Below are 16155 nucleotides of genomic sequence, written 5' to 3'. Positions count from 1 at the left end.
GGGTGGTTAGCGTTCAAACTCCAGAGTGCCGAAGAAGTCGGGACGGTGGAAGTTGGGCGAAGGCAGGTCTATGCGGTTCCACGATAGGAAGTGGGGAGTCTGCAGCTTGTCGCCACACTTGTAGAAGTTGGCTTTCATGCGGGCTCCGTCGAGAGTGGCTATCTGTGAGTGGAAGGCTGTGCCTGTTGGTATGATGAGCGCCATGTGCCATGTGGTGGGCTCTATGCGCTCGGCAAATGGTGCGCGTCCCAGCGACGACCAGCGGCTTATGGCGTTGAGCACCTCGGCGGGAGCGGCCTCGCGGGCCTCGCGGGTCTCGCCGCAACCCACCAGCACCGTGCCGGCACAGTTGGTCTCTACATTATAATACACGTTGCCGCCCTCGGGCTGGAAGAAGAATTCGCAGCAGCTGTCTTCCCACACGCGGCCGTTGTCGTGGGGAGCCACGGCGGCCACCGACTGCTCGCTTACGCGGTATTCTATCAGCACGGCATCGCCCTTGTGGGCTATACGAAACTCTACCTTGGGGGCATAGGGATAATCGGCAGCCCAGTCTACGCAGTCGATGGGCTGGAACTCCACTCCCTGGGCGTCGAGCAGTGCCGGGACATCCTCGGCACGAGCCACGCTGGTGGCTATCTTCTTTACACTGAGATGTTTCATATCTTTCTTCGGGTTATTTACACTGGTTGATGAAGTCGCGCATGTATTGCTGCTGAGCATATACTTCGCGGAAGAGCTGCAACTGGTTGCGAGTGCGCACCAGATTATGCTCAGGATACTTAATTTTGTAATATGTGTCGCCATTGATGTAGTCGGTGAGGAATCTTACGCATTGCATGTAGGGGAAGAGGGCAACGGCGTAGGGCAGATTGTCGCGCTCTGCCGGGGTGAGGAATGTGGCCGACTCGAGATAGCCTCGGGTGAAGGCTTCGAAGATGTCGCGGCGGAAGGCTACGCGCTCGATGGCAGGGTCGTCCTCGGCCACGGCGTTGGCACCGGTGCGCAGGAAGTCGCCATAGTCAGAGAAGACAAAGCTGGGCATCACCGTGTCGAGGTCGATGACGCAGAGCACGCGGCCGTCTTCGTCGAACATCATGTTGTTGACCTTGGTGTCGCAGTGGCAGATGCGCTTGGGCAGCACACCGTCTCTCCCCATCTGCTCGGCCTTGCACATCTCCTCGGCATGGGTCTCCAGCTCGTCCACCATGTCCTTGACCTCAGCCAGACGGCCTACGGGGTCTTGGGACACGGCGTCGCGCAGCTGGCGCATACGCAGTTCCATATTGTGGAAGTCGGGGATGGTCTCACCTAAGGGCTCGTCGAGGTCCACCAACATGGCTTCAAAGTGGCCGAAAGCCTTGCCGGCATAGTAAGAGTATTCGGGGTTGACGGCCTCGAAGGTCTTGGCACGAGGGATGAACACCATCACGCGCCAGTAGCGGTCGGCATCGTCGTGCCAGTAGGTCTTGCCCTCGGCGGTGGGCACAAAGCGGAGCACGCGGCGGTCTATGTCGTCGGCACCCTCGGCCTCGAGCTTGCGGCGTATGTGGGCGGTCACAGCCTCGATGTTGTGCTGCAGCAACTCTACATCCTGGAAGATGGCGTTGTTGATGCGCTGCAGCACGTAGTCGGGCGCATCGCCTTCGGTCGTCACCTTGTAGGTGTCGTTTATCAGTCCGTTACCCAGGGGAGCCACCGCGATGACGGGCGCCTCGACCTCAAATTGAGCTACAATAGCTTTCAGTTCTTTTTCGTCCATGTCTTCATGATTTGTAATTGCTACAAAATTACGATAATATTTCTCCAATGCCAAATATTTCAACCACTATCTCTTCTGCCGTCCTCGTAAAAATCGTCACAGCCCGCTCTCCGGCCCTGTCGGCGGCGACGATGGGCATGGCCGTGGCAATGACGGGTAGGGCTGTGCGGCGAGGAATGGCCGTAGCGAGGCGGGATGGCGCCGCCACCGTCTTCAAGCCGGTTGCAAGTCGCGAAACGGTGAAATCAGGGCTTGCCGTCATCATTGCAGGCCGCGCATCGGTCAATTCGCAGTCCGCAATGCAGATAAATGTCGTCTCGGGTGTGTTTGCAACCCGGTTGCATGCGAAACCTTGTACCTTTGTCGCCGTAAACATTAAAAGCAATACTGTATGTCACATCATCATCACCATCATCATAGTGGTTCTCGTCGCAAGGTGGCTCTTATCCTTGCGGCATCGTTGCTGCTTGCTGTCGCAGCGTGGGTAGAGCATGCGCTGGCGCTGCCCACCTGGCAGCTGCTGCTGGTCTATCTGGTTCCCTATCTGCTCGTGGGCGCGTCGACGCTGCGCGAGGCAGCCGAGGGCATAGTGCATGGACGCGTGTTCAATGAAGACTTTCTGATGGCAGTCGCCACCATCGGTGCCCTCGCCATCGGGTTCATGCCCGGCGCCGACACCGAGTTTGCCGAGGCGGTCTTTGTGATGCTTTTCTTCCAGGTGGGCGAGCTCTTTGAGGGCTACGCCGAGGGCCGCAGCCGCGACAGCATTGCCCATCTCGTAGAGGTGCGCCCCGATACCGCCCATGTGGAGCGCAGAGGGTCGGTGGAGACCGTTGCGCCCGATGAGGTGGCTGTGGGCGAGACCATCGTGGTAAGCCCCGGCGAGCGCGTGCCTCTCGACGGCGTCATCCTCTCTGGCCAGGCTTCGCTCAACACGGTGGCTCTCACCGGCGAGAGCATGCCGCGCGATGTCGGCGAGGGCGACGAGATAGTCTCTGGCTGCATCAATCTCTCGGGTGTGCTCCGGGTTCGTACCACCCGCTCGTTTGGCGAAAGCACCGTGTCGCGTATCATCCATCTTGTCGAGAGCGCCAATGAACAGAAGTCGCGCAGCGAGTCGTTTATCTCCCGCTTTGCCCGTGTCTATACCCCCATCGTGGTCATCTCTGCCGTCATGCTGGCTGTGGTTCCGCCCCTCTTCCTCGGCGGCATGGCAGTCTTCGCCCAGTGGCTCCACCGGGCCCTCATCTTCCTCGTCGTGTCGTGTCCCTGTGCGCTGGTCATCAGCGTGCCTCTTACCTTCTTCGGCGGACTTGGCGGGGCGTCGCGTCGCGGCATACTCATCAAGGGCAGCAACTACATGGACACCCTGGCGCGGCTCCACACCGTAGTCTTCGACAAGACGGGCACCCTCACCCACGGCGAGTTCTCGGTGGTGGCAGTCCATCCCGAGAAATGCGACGAGCGCGAACTGCTGCATCTCGCCGCCCATGTCGAACACTATTCCACCCACCCCATAGCGGCGGCGCTGCGCGAGGCTTTCCCCAGTGAGGCCACCGACGGATGCCGCGTCGAGGCGGTCGAGGAACTGAGCGGTCGGGGCATCCGTGCACGGGTAGACGGTCGCATCGTGTGCGTGGGCAATGCCAAGATGATGGGCGACCTGGGCGTGGAGTGGCACGACTGCCATCTCGTGGGTACCATCATCCATGTGGCTATCGACGGGCGCTATGCCGGCCACATAGTCATCAACGACCGCGTCAAGGCCGACAGCCATCAGGCTGTGGCAGACCTCAAGGCTCTGGGAGTGGGTCATACCGTGATGCTCACGGGCGACCGCGAGGCTGTGGCTGCCGATGTGGCGCGCCAGACTGGCATTGATGAGTATCATGCCCAATTGCTGCCTATCGACAAGGTGTCTCACGTGGAGCGTCTGCTGGCTGCGGCTCCACGGGGTGCCACTCTGGCGTTTGTGGGCGACGGCATCAACGACGCCCCCGTGCTCAAGCGTGCCGATGTGGGCATCGCCATGGGAGCCTTGGGCAGCGATGCCGCGATAGAGGCAGCCGACGTGGTGCTCATGGACGACTCGCCCGCCAAGATAGCCACTGCCGTGCGCATCTCGCGGCGCACCATCGCCATAGCCCATCAGAACGTGTGGTTTGCCATAGGTGTCAAGGTGGCAATCCTTGCTCTCGCCACCGTAGGGTTGGGCACCATGTGGATGGCGGTCTTCGCCGATGTGGGCGTCACCGTCCTGGCTGTGCTCAACGCCATGCGTGCCCTCATGGCTGGCGGCAACCGATAGCTGCCGGGCTCCCCGGCTGAGCGCAATGTATTACAGGGAACAGCGCAGGAAACCTGCCTGAACATAATGGGCCCAAGTCAACGCGCAGCAACGGTCTGCGGCGTCGTGCGGGCCATGGCGGTTGGACGGTGAGTCTCTTCGCCTGACATGAGAAATCCCCATAGTCGCCCTGGGTGGGTGGCTATGGGGATTGATGTTATTGCTGTCAGCCTGGACGGCAGTGATTACTTGCTGAACTTCTCTACCTGCTGACGTATCAGCTCCTGGTCGTCGAAGTAGTTGATCTGCATGGCTGCGCGCACTTCGTCCATGGTCTTTGCGGCGGTTTCGCGTGCGGCCTCCGAGCCCTTCTTGAGGATGTTGAATATCTCGGGGATATCCTGCTCCCACTCGTGGCGTCGGGTGCGGATGGGGTCGAGCATCTTGTTGATTACGCTGTTGAGGAACTTCTTGCAGGTGCCGTCGCCGATACCTCCCTGCACATACTGCTGCTTCAGGGCTTCGAGGTTCTCAAATTCGGGCCAGAACTCGGCAAAGTCTTCGTCGGTGCTGAAGGCTTCGAGGTATGTGAATACGGCGTTGCCCTCGAGGTGGCCGGGCTCTTCCATGCTCATACGTGGCTCGCCGTTAGACATCTTCTTGACCTTTTTCCATACAGTTGCCGCATCGTCGCTCAGATAGATACAGTTGCCGAGGCTCTTGCTCATCTTTTCCTTGCCGTCGGTACCGGGCAGGCGTCTGCATACGGCCTGCTCGGGCAGCAGGATATTGGGCTCGACGAGCACCTCGCCGTAGGTCTGGTTGAAGCGGCGCACCAGCTCGCGTGTCACCTCGAGCATGGGCTCCTGGTCTTCGCCTGCGGGCACGGTGGTAGCCTTGAAGGCGGTGATGTCGGCGGCCTGAGAGACAGGGTAGCAGAAGAAGCCGAGGGGGAGATTGGCCTCAAAGTTGCGCATCTTGATTTCGGTCTTAACCGTAGGGTTGCGCTGCACGCGCGACACGCTGATGAGGTTGGAGAGATAGGTGGTGAGCTCGGCGAGCTCGGGTATCTGGCTCTGGATGAAGAGCGTGCACTTCTGTGGGTCGAGTCCACATGAGAGATAGTCGAGCGCCACCTCTATGATATTCTGTCTTATCTTCTCGGGGTTGTCGGCATTGTCGGTGAGCGCCTGCACGTCGGCCATGAACACGAACATGCGTTCATAGTCGCCTGCGTTTTGCAGCAACACCCTTCTGCGGAGTGAGCCGATGTAGTGTCCCAAGTGTAATTTGCCGGTGGGACGGTCGCCGGTAAGAATGATTTTTCCCATTGTCGTTATGTGATATTCTTAGAGTTACTAATCCATGATGCCTATAAATCGCAGCACGTCGTTGAGGTTGGCTACGACCATGAGGAGTACGAGTATGCCTATGCCGATGTATTCAGCCCATATCATGACGTTTTCCGAGGGCTTGCGGCGGGTTATCATCTCGTAGAGCAGGAACAGCACGTGTCCTCCGTCGAGTGCGGGGATGGGCAGGAGGTTCATGAAGGCGAGGATGATACTCAGGAAGGCGGTCATCATCCAGAACATGTGCCAGTCCCAAGTCGGGGGGAAGAGGCTGCCGATGGCGCCAAATCCACCGAGGCTCTTGACGCCATCGGTCGAGAATACGTACTTCATGTCGTTGACATAGCCCTTGAGAATGTTGATGCCGTAGCGTGTGCCTGCGGGGAAACTCTCAAAGAAGCCGTACTCTACCTTGACGGGCTCGTAGTAGGAGAGGAGCGAGGTGAGGCCTACGCCCATCTTCATCTCGGGGGTGAGCACCAGCTGGGTCTCCACGGTGTCCTTGGCGTTGGCGTAGGTGATGCTTACGGTGCGCAGAGCGAGGCTGTCACTGCCGGTCTTGGCGTCTTCGAGCTTCTTGCTCAGCCCGGCCATAATGTCCTGAAACTCGTTCCATGTCTCAATCCTGGTGCCGTTGAGGGCGATGATACGGTCGCCTTTGGCTATTCCTGCCTTCTGCGCGGGAGAGCCTTCCTCGGTGAGTGCCACCTCTGAAGGGATGTATGGGGCGACAAACCGTGGCGACTGCTTGATCATATCGAGCAGATTGAGATTGCCGGGGAGGTGAAGGCTGATGTGCTTGCCGTCGCGGATGATGTCTACGCGGGTGGCTTCAGAGAGTTCGCGCACCAGGTCGATGTTGAAGTCCTTGAACGTGCCGAGGTCGGTGCCCAGCAGGATGTCGTGGTCGGCAAATCCCAGTGCCTTGGCCTCCTTGTTGAACTTCATACCCATGGTCATGTCCTTGGTCGGGACAAACTGTTCGCCCCAGGCGAAGAGCACCATGGAGTAGATGAAGAGCGCGAGGAGGAAGTTGACCAGCACGCCGCCAATCATGACCAGCAGTCGCTGCCAAGCGGGCTTGGAGCGGAACTCCCAGGGCTGGGCAGGCTTTGCCATCTGCTCTTTGTCGAAGCTCTCGTCTATCATACCGGCTATCTTGCAGTAGCCGCCCAGTGGCAGCCAGCCTACGCCATACTCGGTGTCGCTGGTCTTGGGCTTGAAGCTGAAGAGCTTGCCCGACCACTTGCCGATACTCATATCGAAGAAGATGAAGAATTTCTCTACTCTTATGCCGAAGAGCTTGGAAAAGAACATGTGTCCTCCTTCATGCAGGAAGACAAGCAGCGAGATTGCCAGAACGAACTGGAGCAGTCTGATTAAAAATATTTCCATTATGATGATTATAACAATTTGTTTAACTGAGTAACTGGGCAGCCACACGGCGGGCCTCGGCGTCGGTCTGGATGTAGACGTCGTAGTCGGGCGAGGCGTCGAAGGAAACCAGGTTCATGGTGCGCTCGATGACGTCGGCCATCTGGAGGAAGCTGCAACGGCCGTGGCGGAACGCCTCGTTTACCACCTCGTTGGCGGCATTGACGATACAGGGCATGTTGCCACCCTTGCGGATTGAGTCAAACGCCAGGGCAAGACACTTGAACTTGCGCATATCGGGTTCGTAGAACTCGAGGCTCTTGCCATAGAGGTTGAGCCTGTCGCCACGCAGGGGGAGACGGTCGGGGTAGGAGAAGGCATACTGGATGGGCATGCGCATATCGGGCACGCCCAGCTGGGCCTTGACCGAGCCGTCGACAAACTCGACGGCGCTATGCACGATGCTCTGCGGATGCACAAGCACCTGGATGCGGTCGGCTTCGACGCCGAAGAGCCACTTGGCTTCGATGACCTCGAAGCCCTTGTTCATCAGCGAAGCCGAGTCGATGGTAATCTTGGCGCCCATGGTCCAAGTGGGGTGCTTGAGGGCGTCGGCGGCAGTGACCGAGCAGAGCAGCTGGTCGGTGAAGGTGCGGAAGGGACCGCCCGAGCAGGTGAGCAGTATGCGCTCTACCTCGTTGTTGCCCTCGCCGACGATAGACTGGAAGATGGCACTATGCTCCGAGTCGACAGGGAGAATGGGGGTGTGGTACTGTTGGGCCAGATTGCATATCAGCTCGCCCGCCACGACCAGAGTCTCCTTGTTGGCGAGGCATATCTTCTTGCCGCTCTTGATGGCGTGGATGGTGGGGGTGAGCCCGGCAAATCCTACCATCGCGGTGAGCACCATGTCTATGGGCTCGGCTTCTACTATCTGGTTGAGGGCGTCGCGGCCGGCATAGACCTTGATGTCGGGCTGGTCGTCGAGCAGCGCGCAGAGTTCACCGTATTTGTCCTCGTTGGCTATGACCACGGCAGCCGGGTGGAACTTCCGGGCCTGCTGAGCCAACTCCATCACGCGGTTGTTGGCCGTGAGGCAGTAGACTTCGTAGAGGTCGGGATGCTGTTCGATGACATCCAGCGCCTGGGTACCTATCGAGCCCGTACTGCCAAGTATGCAGATTTGTTTCTTCATTATTATATTATATATCCATGATGCCTTCGGGCAGCCGGGTCCAGATGGCCCGAGCCTCGGCATCTACCTTTTCTATCAGTTCTTCGTGGGCGGGAACGAGCAGAGAGTCGCCCGCCGGGGTGGTGATGTCAAACAGGGTGTTGATGGTGCTGTCGTCTACGTGGTCGATGGTGCCCACCTCTCTGCCGGTGGTGCTGTCGATGAGCTTGAAGCCCACTATCTCGCTCCAGCCGAAGCCGGCCTCGTCGCTGTCCGAGAGCTCACGGGGGAAGTAGACCTTGGCGCCGGTCAGGCTGCGGGCCTGCTCCTGGGTGTCGATGTCGCAAAACTTCATCAGCACGGTCTCGTCGCTCTTGAAGCGGTATTCCTCCATGAAGAAGGGGACGAGGATACCGTCGAGTTCGAGCAGCAGATATTCGGCGTCGACGCGGTCAAACACGTCGTCGCTTATCTGGAAGGTTATCTCGCCCTTCACGCCGTGGGGTCTGCCCAGGCGTCCTATCTGGAATACGTCGTCGGGGGTTATCATCAGCTTTCGATGCGTTGGATGTGGGCGCCCAGACGGTTCAGACGGTTTTCGATGTCCTCGTATCCACGGTCTATCTGGGCGATGTTGTCTATGCGGCTGGTGCCGTTGGCACTCATGGCGGCTATGAGCAGTGCTATTCCGGCACGGATGTCGGGACTGGTCATGCGGCCGGCTCTGAGCCTGCGGGCGTGGTCGTTGCCGTTGACCACGGCGCGGTGGGGGTCACAGAGGATAATCTGCGCGCCCATATCGATGAGCTTGTCTACGAAGAAGAGGCGGCTCTCAAACATCTTCTGGTGTATCAGCACATTGCCTTTGGCCATCGTAGCCACCACGATGAGCACCGACAGGAGGTCGGGGGTGAGCCCGGGCCAAGGGGCATCGGCGAGGGTCATGATAGAGCCGTCGATAAACGAGTCTATCTCGTAGTGGGGCTGCTCGGGGATGAACAGGTCATCACCGTCTTCCTCTATCTTGATGCCCAACCGTCTGAAGGCGTCGGGTATCATGCCCAGGTTGGGCAGCGACACGTTCTTGATGCGTACACCCTTGCCCACCATGGCTGCCATGCCGATAAACGAGCCTACCTCTATCATGTCGGGCAGTATGGTGTGGCTTGTGCCGTGCAGCGCGTCCACTCCCTCGATGGTGAGTAGGTTCGACGCCACGCCGCTGATGCGGGCGCCCATGCTGTTGAGCATCCGGCAGAGCTGCTGGATGTAGGGCTCGCATGCCGCGTTATATATAGTGGTGGTGCCCTCGGCCAGCACTGCCGCCATGATGATGTTGGCAGTACCCGTTACCGATGCCTCGTCGAGCAGCATATATCTGCCGTGCAGCCTGTCGGCCTTGATGGTGAACACGTTGCGATGGCTGTCATGGGCAAAGTCGGCCCCCAGTTGCTTGAAGCCGATGAAGTGGGTGTCCAGACGCCTGCGGCCTATCTTGTCGCCGCCAGGCTGAGCCACCGTGGCTTGACCGTATTTGCCCAAGAGCGGGCCGATGGTCATCACCGAACCTCGCAGCGACGCACTCTTGCGCACGAACTCGTCGCTGGCCAGATAGTTCAGGTCTATGTGGGCTGCCGTGAAGGTATAGTCGTTCTTGGCGTTGCGCACCACATCGACACCCATGTCCTGCAGCAGCTTGATGAGATTGCATACATCCAGTATCTCGGGGATATTGGTTATCCTTACCGGCTCGGTGGTGAGCAGACAGGCGCAGATTACCTCCAGAGCCTCGTTCTTGGCGCCCTGCGGGGTTATCTCTCCGTGCAATCCATGTCCGCCCTCGATGATAAATGACTCCATAGACGTTGGGGGTTGGGGTTATTTCTTCTTGTTATTGCGTTTCTTCTCGGTAAACTCTCTGACGTCAATCTTCTCAAACTTGAAGGTGCTCAGGTCGAGTTGTATCTTGCCGTCGGTAAACTTGGCGAGGTCCGACGCCACCTTCTCGTCGTCCGACGAACCATGGCTCCACTGATAGAGGCAACGCTTCATCTGGTTGGCGGTGAGCTTGACGAGATTGTCGCGTTCCTTGCCGGGCTCCATAGTCTTGAGTTTGGCGAAGAGCTCGAATATCATGTTGCCGTAGTGTCTTACCGGGATGCGCTGCATGGGATAGTCCATGGGCTGCGGCTTGGCGTCCACGGCGTGGGCCTGCTTGATGTCGTAGGGCCAGTCTATGTCGAGCTCGAAATGGCTCATGATGGCCAGATGGTCCCACAGCTTCTGCTTGTAGTCGGCGCTCTCGCGGTTGGCGGGATACATGCGGTCCATGATGGCGATGATGGTTTGGGCACACTGCTGGCGCTCTGCCTTGCTGGGCAGTGTAATGGCGTGCTCCACCATCTTCTGCACCTCGCGGCCATATTCGGGCAGTATCAGCTTCTCCCGCTGGGTGTTGTAGTCAAGTCCTTCTATTTGCATAGTCCTTACTGTAATGTCTTGGGTTGGGTATATGTCGTGTCTCAGAGCAGCTTCTTGGGCATCTTGGCCACAAAGTCCTTGAGATAGAATGGCACGAAGTAGGCCACGTCTTCGGTCTTGCCCTGGGTGATGCGGCGCTCAGCCAGAGGGAACATGTTCTTGGCCAGGGGCTCGATGCCGTCGATGTAGCGGGCATTGGGGTGGGCGATGACGTCCATACACTTGGCGGCGCCGTTGCCGAAGAAGTAGACGGGGCGCTCGTCGAGATACTTCCTGTAGGTGTCGGCGTCTACCACGTCGGCCTGGATGGGACGCACCTCATGCAGGGCGCGGTCGAAAATCTGTGCATACACCTCCATGCGGCGGGCGTCTATCATGGGGCAGAGCAGCGCGTTCTCCTCCTTTACCATCTCCTGCAACAGCACGGGCACACACATCAGTTCGAGAGTGGGTATAGCCACCAGGCTTACGCCACGTCCGTAGCACACACCTTTGGCCATAGACGTGCCGATGCGCAGACCGGTATACGAACCGGGGCCGCAGCTCACTGCTACGGCGTCGAGGGGTATGGCATGGCTCTCGGCAAAGGAGAGCGCTTCATCGACAAATTTACCCAACCGCTCGTTGTGGTTGGGGCCGGTATGGTCTTCCTGATTAAAGATACATGCACCGTTTTCGCTCACCGATACAGAGCAGACATTGGTGCTTGTTTCAATGTTTAATATACACGACATGAATTTTAATTTACTAAATAACTGCAAATTTACGGTTTTTTTCCTACATTTTTGTTACTTTTGCAGAAATTTAACGTGTAACTACTATGATACAGTCAATGACGGGCTACGGAAAGGCAGTCCTTACTTATGGAGAAAAGAAAATCAACGTCGAGGTGAAGTCGTTGAACAGCAAGACGATGGACCTCTCTACCCGTATAGCGCCACTCTATCGTGAGAAGGAGATGGAGATACGACAGATGCTTACCCGCAAACTGGTCAGGGGCAAGGTCGACTTCTCTATCTGGATTGAGAAGGACGAGGTGGCCGACGCTGCCACCATCAACGCCGCCCTCGTAGACAATTATTACCACCAGATACGGGACATCGCCGCCAAGACAGGTATTCCTGAGCCTCAGGACTGGTTTTACACGTTGCTCCGCATGCCCGATGTTACCTCTCGTGTCGAGGCTGTTGTCCTCGAGCCCGAGGAGTGGGCAGTGGCATGCCAGGCTATAGACGCCGCCGTTGGTGCGCTCATCGACTTCCGCCATCAGGAGGGTGCAGCCCTCGAGCGCAAGTTCAATGAGAAGATAGACAACATCGAGCGGCTGCTCGCCAGCATCGAGCCCTTCGAGAAGGCACGTGTCCAGAAGATACGCGAGCAGATCGTCAAGGGCCTCGAGCAGCTCCCCGAAGCCAGCTACGACAAGAACCGGCTCGAGCAAGAGCTCATCTACTATATCGAGAAACTGGATATAAGCGAAGAGAAGCAGCGCCTCACCAACCACCTCAAGTACTTCCGCGAGACTATGGCCGAAAACCAGGCCAACGGAAAGAAGCTGGGATTTATCGCACAGGAGATGGGACGCGAAATCAATACCACCGGCTCCAAGAGCAACCAGGCTGAGATGCAGAACATCGTGGTCAAGATGAAAGATGAGCTCGAGCAGATTAAGGAACAGGTACTCAACGCACTCTAATCATGACAAAGCCAGGCAAACTCATCATATTCTGCGCACCATCGGGCTCGGGCAAGAGCACCCTGGTGCAGTGGCTCATGGCCGCACACCCCGAGCTCCATCTCGCGTTCTCCATCAGCTGCACATCGCGCCCGCCGCGAGGCACCGAGCAGAACGGCGTCGAGTATTTCTTTATCTCGCCCGACGAGTTCCGTCAGCGCGTGGCTGCCGACGAGTTCCTCGAGTACGAGGAGGTCTATGAGGGCCGCTTCTACGGCACCCTCAAGAGCCAGGTAGACACCCAGACACAGCGCGGAGAAAACGTGCTCTTCGACGTCGATGTCAAGGGCGGATGCAACATCAAGGACTTCTATGGCGACCGTGCCCTGAGCATCTTTGTCCAGCCACCCTCGATCGACGAGCTGCGCCGCCGCCTCGTGGCACGTGCCACCGACACCCCCGAGGCCATCGAGCAGCGCGTGGGCAAGGCTGCCTACGAGCTTACCTTTGCGCCGCGCTTCGACCATGTCGTGGTCAACGACGACCTGGAGCGTGCCAAGGAGGAGGTCTACCGGCTCGTGAGCGGTTTTGTTAACCGATAGCCCCGCCCCCCATCCCTTCACCCTCATTCCCATGACCCTCTCCACCAGACAGATAGGCATCTTCGGCGGTTCGTTCAACCCCATCCACTGCGGACACATCGCCCTGGCGCGCCACCTGCTCACGGCGCTCGGGCTCGACGAGATATGGTTTGTCGTGTCGCCCCTCAACCCCTTCAAGACCCAGGCCACCGACCTTCTGGCCGACGATGTGCGCTACGCCATCACCGCACGCGCCCTGGCCAGCCAACCCGGCCTCAGCGCCAGCGATGTAGAGATGACCCTGCCGCGCCCGTCGTATATGTGGAACACGCTCTGCCACTTGTCAGAGCTGCATCCCCATGCCCGCTTCACCCTGCTCATCGGCGCCGACAACTGGCTGGCGTTCGACCGCTGGGCCCACAGCCAAGACATCATCACCCACTACCGCATAGCCGTCTATCCGCGGCCGGGCTATGAGGTCGATGCCGCCGCCATGCCGCCCTCGGTCACCTACGTCCATTCCGACCTGTACCCCGTGAGCAGCACCGAGATACGCCGCCGCATCGCCGCCGGCGAGTCGATAGAGGGCATGGTGCCCCAAGACATCCAGGCAATGGTAGAGCATTACTACCGCTGACCCGCCACCATCGCCGCGCCAACCCAATTCAACGCCGTACACATTCTCATTCTCTCCACCTGCGCGCAGCCCATCTCCGCTTGCGCGCAGCCCATCTCCGCTTGCGCGTAGCCCATCTCCGCTTGCGCGTAGCCCATCTCCGCTTGCGCGTAGCCCATCTTCACCCACTCTCCGCACCTCGCTCCACCATCCGCGTTCATCGTGGCAGCCACCCTGGCAGCTTGCGATACTATGCCGCTGCTTCTCGTTGAGGCTCAGTTATTCTCAATCTTGCTCTTCATCATGTTTATCTTGGTTTCGTGCCATGATACAGTCGTTTCGTGCTTTGCCGTCACGATTTCACGCCACGATTTTATCGTTTCCCGCTTTGCAATATGCTTCATGTGGCCCTCTGCGCCTTTGGCCAGCCGCGCGGATGTCGGGGGAACTATCTCCGGCAGCGTGGAGAGTACCTTGGGCGGCGTGGAGAGTACCTTGGGCATCGTGGAGGGCTCCTCTGGTGGCGTGAAGAGTACCTTGGGCGGCGTGGAGGGTTCCTCTGGCAGCGTGGAGAGTACCTTGGGCATCGTGGAGAGCTCCTCTGGCGGCGTGGAGAGTACCTTGGGCATCGTGGAGGGCTCCTCTGGCGGCGTGGAGGGTATCTTGGTCGACCTGCTGTCGGCTTGCGCCACTACCGATGCAGACGCCAGAGCCCCCGCCTTGTCGCTCCATCGGGTGGAGTGGCAGAGCGGGGGCTCATGGGATATGGATGCGACGATGGGGGCTTATCGCTTCAGGTTCTCGGGCAGTGCGGGCATCGCACCGTGCTGGGTGCAGACATAGGCGCTCACCTCTACGGCGTGCTTATGTGCCTGGGCGATGGTCATGCCCTTGAGGATGCAGGCGCAGAAGGTGCCGGTAAACGAGTCGCCGGCGCCCACGGTGTCGGCAACCTCCACATGAGGAGTCTCGTGGAACGACTTGCAGCCGGGAGCGAAGACATAGCTGCCGTTGACACCACAGGTGAGCACGAGCATGTCCAGATTGTACTTGCCGAGGATGAGCCAGCACTTGTTCTCGATGTCCAGACCGGGATAGCCGAAGAGGCGGCCCAGCGTGATGAGCTCTTCATCATTTATCTTCAGTATATTGCAACGCTTCAGACTCTCGCAGATAATCTCCTTGGTATAGAAATTCTGGCGGAGATTGATATCAAAGATCTTGAGACAGTCGCTGGGAGTGTGGTCGAGAAACTGGTAGATGGTATCACGGCTCGCAGCGCTGCGCTGGGCCAGTGAGCCCCAGCATACGGCACAGGTGTTGGCAGCCACGTTGCTGACGGCGTCGGTGAAGGGTATGTTGTCCCACGCCACGCCGGTCTTGATGTCATAAGTAGGTACACCCTGGTCGTCCAGTTCCACCTGTACGGTGCCTGTAGGATAGTTTACGCGGGGCAGGAGATAGTCCAGGTGCTTCTCTTCGAGCTGGCGGATAGCCTCGTCGCCATAGGCGTCGTTGCCCAGGGCGCTGACAGCTATCGAGCGCAGACCGTGCTGGCCGGCATGATAAGCGAAGTTGGCAGGGGCGCCACCCAGTTGGGAGCCGGAGGGGAACACATCAAACAGCACCTCACCCAGGCCCACACAGTATTTGTTCTTGAAATCGGTATTCATAGTCTTGTCTTTGTTGAGTTGTTACATCTTGATTTTACCAATATATGTGAAGAGGTAGGCCACGCCTACAGCCATTACCAGCACAGCGCCTATCTGGCCGAAGGCATCGCTGGCAAATCCCATGAGCAATGGGAAGACAGTGCCACCAAAGAGGCCCATAATCATCAGGCCGCTTACCTCGTTCTTCTTCTCGGGCAGCGCGAGCAGAGCCTGAGAGAAGATGATGGAGAAGACGTTGGAGTTGCCGTAGCCTACGAGTGCGATGGCGATGTAGAGCATCTCTCTGCTCTCGCTGACAAACATGCCTACCATGCTCAGCGCCATCATCACGATGCTGATGATGAAGAATGTGCGTGACTTCATCACGCGGAGGAAGAATGAGCCGGTGAGGCATCCGATGGTACGGAAGATGAAGTAGATGGATGTGGCTTCTGCAGCCTCGTTGAGAGTCCAGCCCAGGCGCTCCATCAGCAGCTTGGGGGCTGTGGTGTTGGTGCCCACGTCGATGCCCACATGGCACATGATGCCCACAAAGGAGAGCAGCACGATGGGGCGGGTCAGCAGACTGATACATTCGCCCATGCCAGAGGCCTTGCCCTGGGGCTTCTCTTCATCGATAGGAGTGCCGGCGAGGAAGATGGAGGCGCAGATGCCTATCACCATGTAGATGGGGAACAACACACGCCAGCCCATGCCCAAGGAGGGAACAGCCCCGATGGCGCCCCACATGGCGATGTATGGTGCCATGAACGAGGCGATGGCTTTGACAAACTGGCCGAAGGTGAGGGTCGACGCCAGGTTCTTGCCCGAGGTCACAGCCGATACCAGCGGGTTGAGCGAGGTCTGCATCAGCGCGTTGCCGATGCCCAGGAGGGAGAACGAGGCCAGCATGATGCCGAAACTCTCGCCCACGATGGGCAGCAGCAGCGAGACTACGGTCACCACCAGCGACAGCAGTACTGTCTTCTTGCGGCCGATGCGGTTCATCAGCATGCCCGTAGGCACCGAGAATATCAGAAACCAGAAGAAGACCAGTGACGGAAACAGGTTGGCTGTGGCGTCGTTGAGGTTGAGGTCTTCCTTGACATAGTTGGAGGCAATGCCGACCAGGTCTACAAATCCCATGGTGAAGAAGCAGAACATCAATGGGATGATGGTGAGCTTGGATGAAGTCTTCATA

General features: G+C 58.5%; 17 protein-coding genes. 5 read left to right on the top strand and 12 right to left on the bottom strand.

All coding sequences use genetic code 11. From position 1 onward, the window contains the following. Positions 1-6: 6 nt before the first annotated feature. The 3 genes from CIK92_RS04715 to CIK92_RS04705 are packed head-to-tail and all read right to left on the bottom strand — an operon-like array spanning position 7 to position 2138. A complete protein-coding gene (locus CIK92_RS04715) occupies positions 7-663 on the bottom strand; it encodes a carbohydrate-binding family 9-like protein (protein ID WP_094388336.1) in 657 nt (218 codons plus the stop codon). 13 nt (positions 664-676) lie between these two features. Then, entirely contained in the window at positions 677-1762 is a 1086-nt protein-coding gene (locus CIK92_RS04710) for a phosphotransferase enzyme family protein (RefSeq protein ID WP_094388335.1), read from the bottom strand. A gap of 28 nt (positions 1763-1790) precedes the next feature. After that, positions 1791-2138, bottom strand: a complete 348-nt coding sequence (locus CIK92_RS04705) for a hypothetical protein (RefSeq protein ID WP_094388334.1) — start codon at positions 2136-2138, stop codon at positions 1791-1793. 15 nt (positions 2139-2153) lie between these two features. On the opposite strand from CIK92_RS04705, the gene CIK92_RS04700 reads away from it, so the two are divergent. Continuing rightward, positions 2154-4070: a heavy metal translocating P-type ATPase gene (locus CIK92_RS04700; protein ID WP_094388333.1), complete on the top strand. Its 1917-nt coding sequence runs from the start codon at positions 2154-2156 to the stop codon at positions 4068-4070. A gap of 224 nt (positions 4071-4294) precedes the next feature. Here CIK92_RS04700 and trpS read toward each other — a convergent pair whose 3' ends face one another. The 7 genes from trpS to tsaB are packed head-to-tail and all read right to left on the bottom strand — an operon-like array spanning position 4295 to position 11164. Further along, a complete protein-coding gene (gene trpS, locus CIK92_RS04695; RefSeq protein ID WP_022310049.1) occupies positions 4295-5380 on the bottom strand; it encodes a tryptophan--tRNA ligase in 1086 nt (361 codons plus the stop codon). A gap of 27 nt (positions 5381-5407) precedes the next feature. Further along, positions 5408-6796: an RIP metalloprotease RseP gene (gene rseP, locus CIK92_RS04690; protein WP_094388332.1), complete on the bottom strand. Its 1389-nt coding sequence runs from the start codon at positions 6794-6796 to the stop codon at positions 5408-5410. Between the two features lie 22 nt (positions 6797-6818). Continuing rightward, positions 6819-7970 (bottom strand): 1-deoxy-D-xylulose-5-phosphate reductoisomerase, encoded by a 1152-nt coding sequence (locus CIK92_RS04685; RefSeq protein WP_094388331.1) that lies wholly within the window; start codon positions 7968-7970, stop codon positions 6819-6821. A 7-nt stretch (positions 7971-7977) separates the two neighbouring features. Continuing rightward, entirely contained in the window at positions 7978-8499 is a 522-nt protein-coding gene (gene rimM, locus CIK92_RS04680; RefSeq protein WP_094388330.1) for a ribosome maturation factor RimM, read from the bottom strand. Next, on the bottom strand, positions 8499-9809 hold the full coding sequence (gene murA, locus CIK92_RS04675; protein WP_094388329.1) for a UDP-N-acetylglucosamine 1-carboxyvinyltransferase: 1311 nt from the start codon (positions 9807-9809) through the stop codon (positions 8499-8501). The genes rimM and murA overlap by 1 nt, the downstream gene beginning before the upstream one ends. Positions 9810-9827: 18 nt before the next feature. After that, the gene (locus tag CIK92_RS04670) at positions 9828-10430 is read right to left on the bottom strand and encodes a DUF4290 domain-containing protein (RefSeq protein ID WP_022310044.1); all 603 of its coding nucleotides are present in this window, start codon (positions 10428-10430) and stop codon (positions 9828-9830) included. Positions 10431-10471: 41 nt separating this feature from the next. Next, positions 10472-11164: a tRNA (adenosine(37)-N6)-threonylcarbamoyltransferase complex dimerization subunit type 1 TsaB gene (gene tsaB, locus CIK92_RS04665; protein WP_094388328.1), complete on the bottom strand. Its 693-nt coding sequence runs from the start codon at positions 11162-11164 to the stop codon at positions 10472-10474. Between the two features lie 86 nt (positions 11165-11250). On the opposite strand from tsaB, the gene CIK92_RS04660 reads away from it, so the two are divergent. The 4 genes from CIK92_RS04660 (at position 11251) to CIK92_RS13700 (ending at position 14145) form a co-directional block, all read left to right on the top strand. Then, positions 11251-12126 carry a YicC/YloC family endoribonuclease gene (locus CIK92_RS04660; RefSeq protein WP_094388327.1) on the top strand — a complete coding sequence of 292 codons (876 nt, stop codon included), beginning with the start codon at positions 11251-11253 and terminating at the stop codon, positions 12124-12126. A gap of 2 nt (positions 12127-12128) precedes the next feature. Then, positions 12129-12707 (top strand): guanylate kinase, encoded by a 579-nt coding sequence (gene gmk / locus CIK92_RS04655; protein WP_022310041.1) that lies wholly within the window; start codon positions 12129-12131, stop codon positions 12705-12707. Between the two features lie 31 nt (positions 12708-12738). Further along, positions 12739-13323 (top strand): nicotinate (nicotinamide) nucleotide adenylyltransferase, encoded by a 585-nt coding sequence (nadD, locus tag CIK92_RS04650; protein WP_094388326.1) that lies wholly within the window; start codon positions 12739-12741, stop codon positions 13321-13323. 441 nt (positions 13324-13764) lie between these two features. Next, entirely contained in the window at positions 13765-14145 is a 381-nt protein-coding gene (locus tag CIK92_RS13700; protein WP_158214734.1) for a hypothetical protein, read from the top strand. Here the strand turns inward: CIK92_RS13700 and CIK92_RS04635 are convergent. Both CIK92_RS04635 and CIK92_RS04630 read right to left on the bottom strand, forming a co-directional pair. Continuing rightward, on the bottom strand, positions 14088-14975 hold the full coding sequence (locus CIK92_RS04635; protein WP_094388323.1) for a carbohydrate kinase: 888 nt from the start codon (positions 14973-14975) through the stop codon (positions 14088-14090). The two genes, CIK92_RS13700 and CIK92_RS04635, sit on opposite strands and share 58 nt — an antisense overlap. A gap of 21 nt (positions 14976-14996) precedes the next feature. Further along, a complete protein-coding gene (locus tag CIK92_RS04630; protein WP_094388322.1) occupies positions 14997-16154 on the bottom strand; it encodes an MFS transporter in 1158 nt (385 codons plus the stop codon). Position 16155 lies beyond the last annotated feature (1 nt).

The sequence above is a fragment of the Prevotella sp. P4-67 genome, assembly GCF_002251325.1.
Taxonomy (GTDB): domain Bacteria; phylum Bacteroidota; class Bacteroidia; order Bacteroidales; family Bacteroidaceae; genus Prevotella.
This window is presented reverse-complemented; position numbering and strand designations above follow the sequence as displayed.

Excerpts from the sequence above, each read along its gene's own strand:
- CIK92_RS04670 (WP_022310044.1), bottom strand. The coding sequence starts at position 10,430 with ATGCAAATAGAAGGACTTGACTACAACACCCAGCGGGAGAAGCTGATA.
- CIK92_RS04715 (WP_094388336.1), bottom strand. The coding sequence starts at position 663 with ATGAAACATCTCAGTGTAAAGAAGATAGCCACCAGCGTGGCTCGTGCC.
- tsaB (WP_094388328.1), bottom strand. The coding sequence starts at position 11,164 with ATGTCGTGTATATTAAACATTGAAACAAGCACCAATGTCTGCTCTGTA.
- CIK92_RS04705 (WP_094388334.1), bottom strand. The coding sequence starts at position 2,138 with ATGTTTACGGCGACAAAGGTACAAGGTTTCGCATGCAACCGGGTTGCA.
- CIK92_RS04710 (WP_094388335.1), bottom strand. The coding sequence starts at position 1,762 with ATGGACGAAAAAGAACTGAAAGCTATTGTAGCTCAATTTGAGGTCGAG.
- CIK92_RS04700 (WP_094388333.1), top strand. The coding sequence starts at position 2,154 with ATGTCACATCATCATCACCATCATCATAGTGGTTCTCGTCGCAAGGTG.
- rimM (WP_094388330.1), bottom strand. The coding sequence starts at position 8,499 with ATGATAACCCCCGACGACGTATTCCAGATAGGACGCCTGGGCAGACCC.
- gmk (WP_022310041.1), top strand. The coding sequence starts at position 12,129 with ATGACAAAGCCAGGCAAACTCATCATATTCTGCGCACCATCGGGCTCG.
- CIK92_RS04685 (WP_094388331.1), bottom strand. The coding sequence starts at position 7,970 with ATGAAGAAACAAATCTGCATACTTGGCAGTACGGGCTCGATAGGTACC.
- murA (WP_094388329.1), bottom strand. The coding sequence starts at position 9,809 with ATGGAGTCATTTATCATCGAGGGCGGACATGGATTGCACGGAGAGATA.
- CIK92_RS04660 (WP_094388327.1), top strand. The coding sequence starts at position 11,251 with ATGATACAGTCAATGACGGGCTACGGAAAGGCAGTCCTTACTTATGGA.
- rseP (WP_094388332.1), bottom strand. The coding sequence starts at position 6,796 with ATGGAAATATTTTTAATCAGACTGCTCCAGTTCGTTCTGGCAATCTCG.
- CIK92_RS04635 (WP_094388323.1), bottom strand. The coding sequence starts at position 14,975 with ATGAATACCGATTTCAAGAACAAATACTGTGTGGGCCTGGGTGAGGTG.
- CIK92_RS04630 (WP_094388322.1), bottom strand. The coding sequence starts at position 16,154 with ATGAAGACTTCATCCAAGCTCACCATCATCCCATTGATGTTCTGCTTC.
- nadD (WP_094388326.1), top strand. The coding sequence starts at position 12,739 with ATGACCCTCTCCACCAGACAGATAGGCATCTTCGGCGGTTCGTTCAAC.
- trpS (WP_022310049.1), bottom strand. The coding sequence starts at position 5,380 with ATGGGAAAAATCATTCTTACCGGCGACCGTCCCACCGGCAAATTACAC.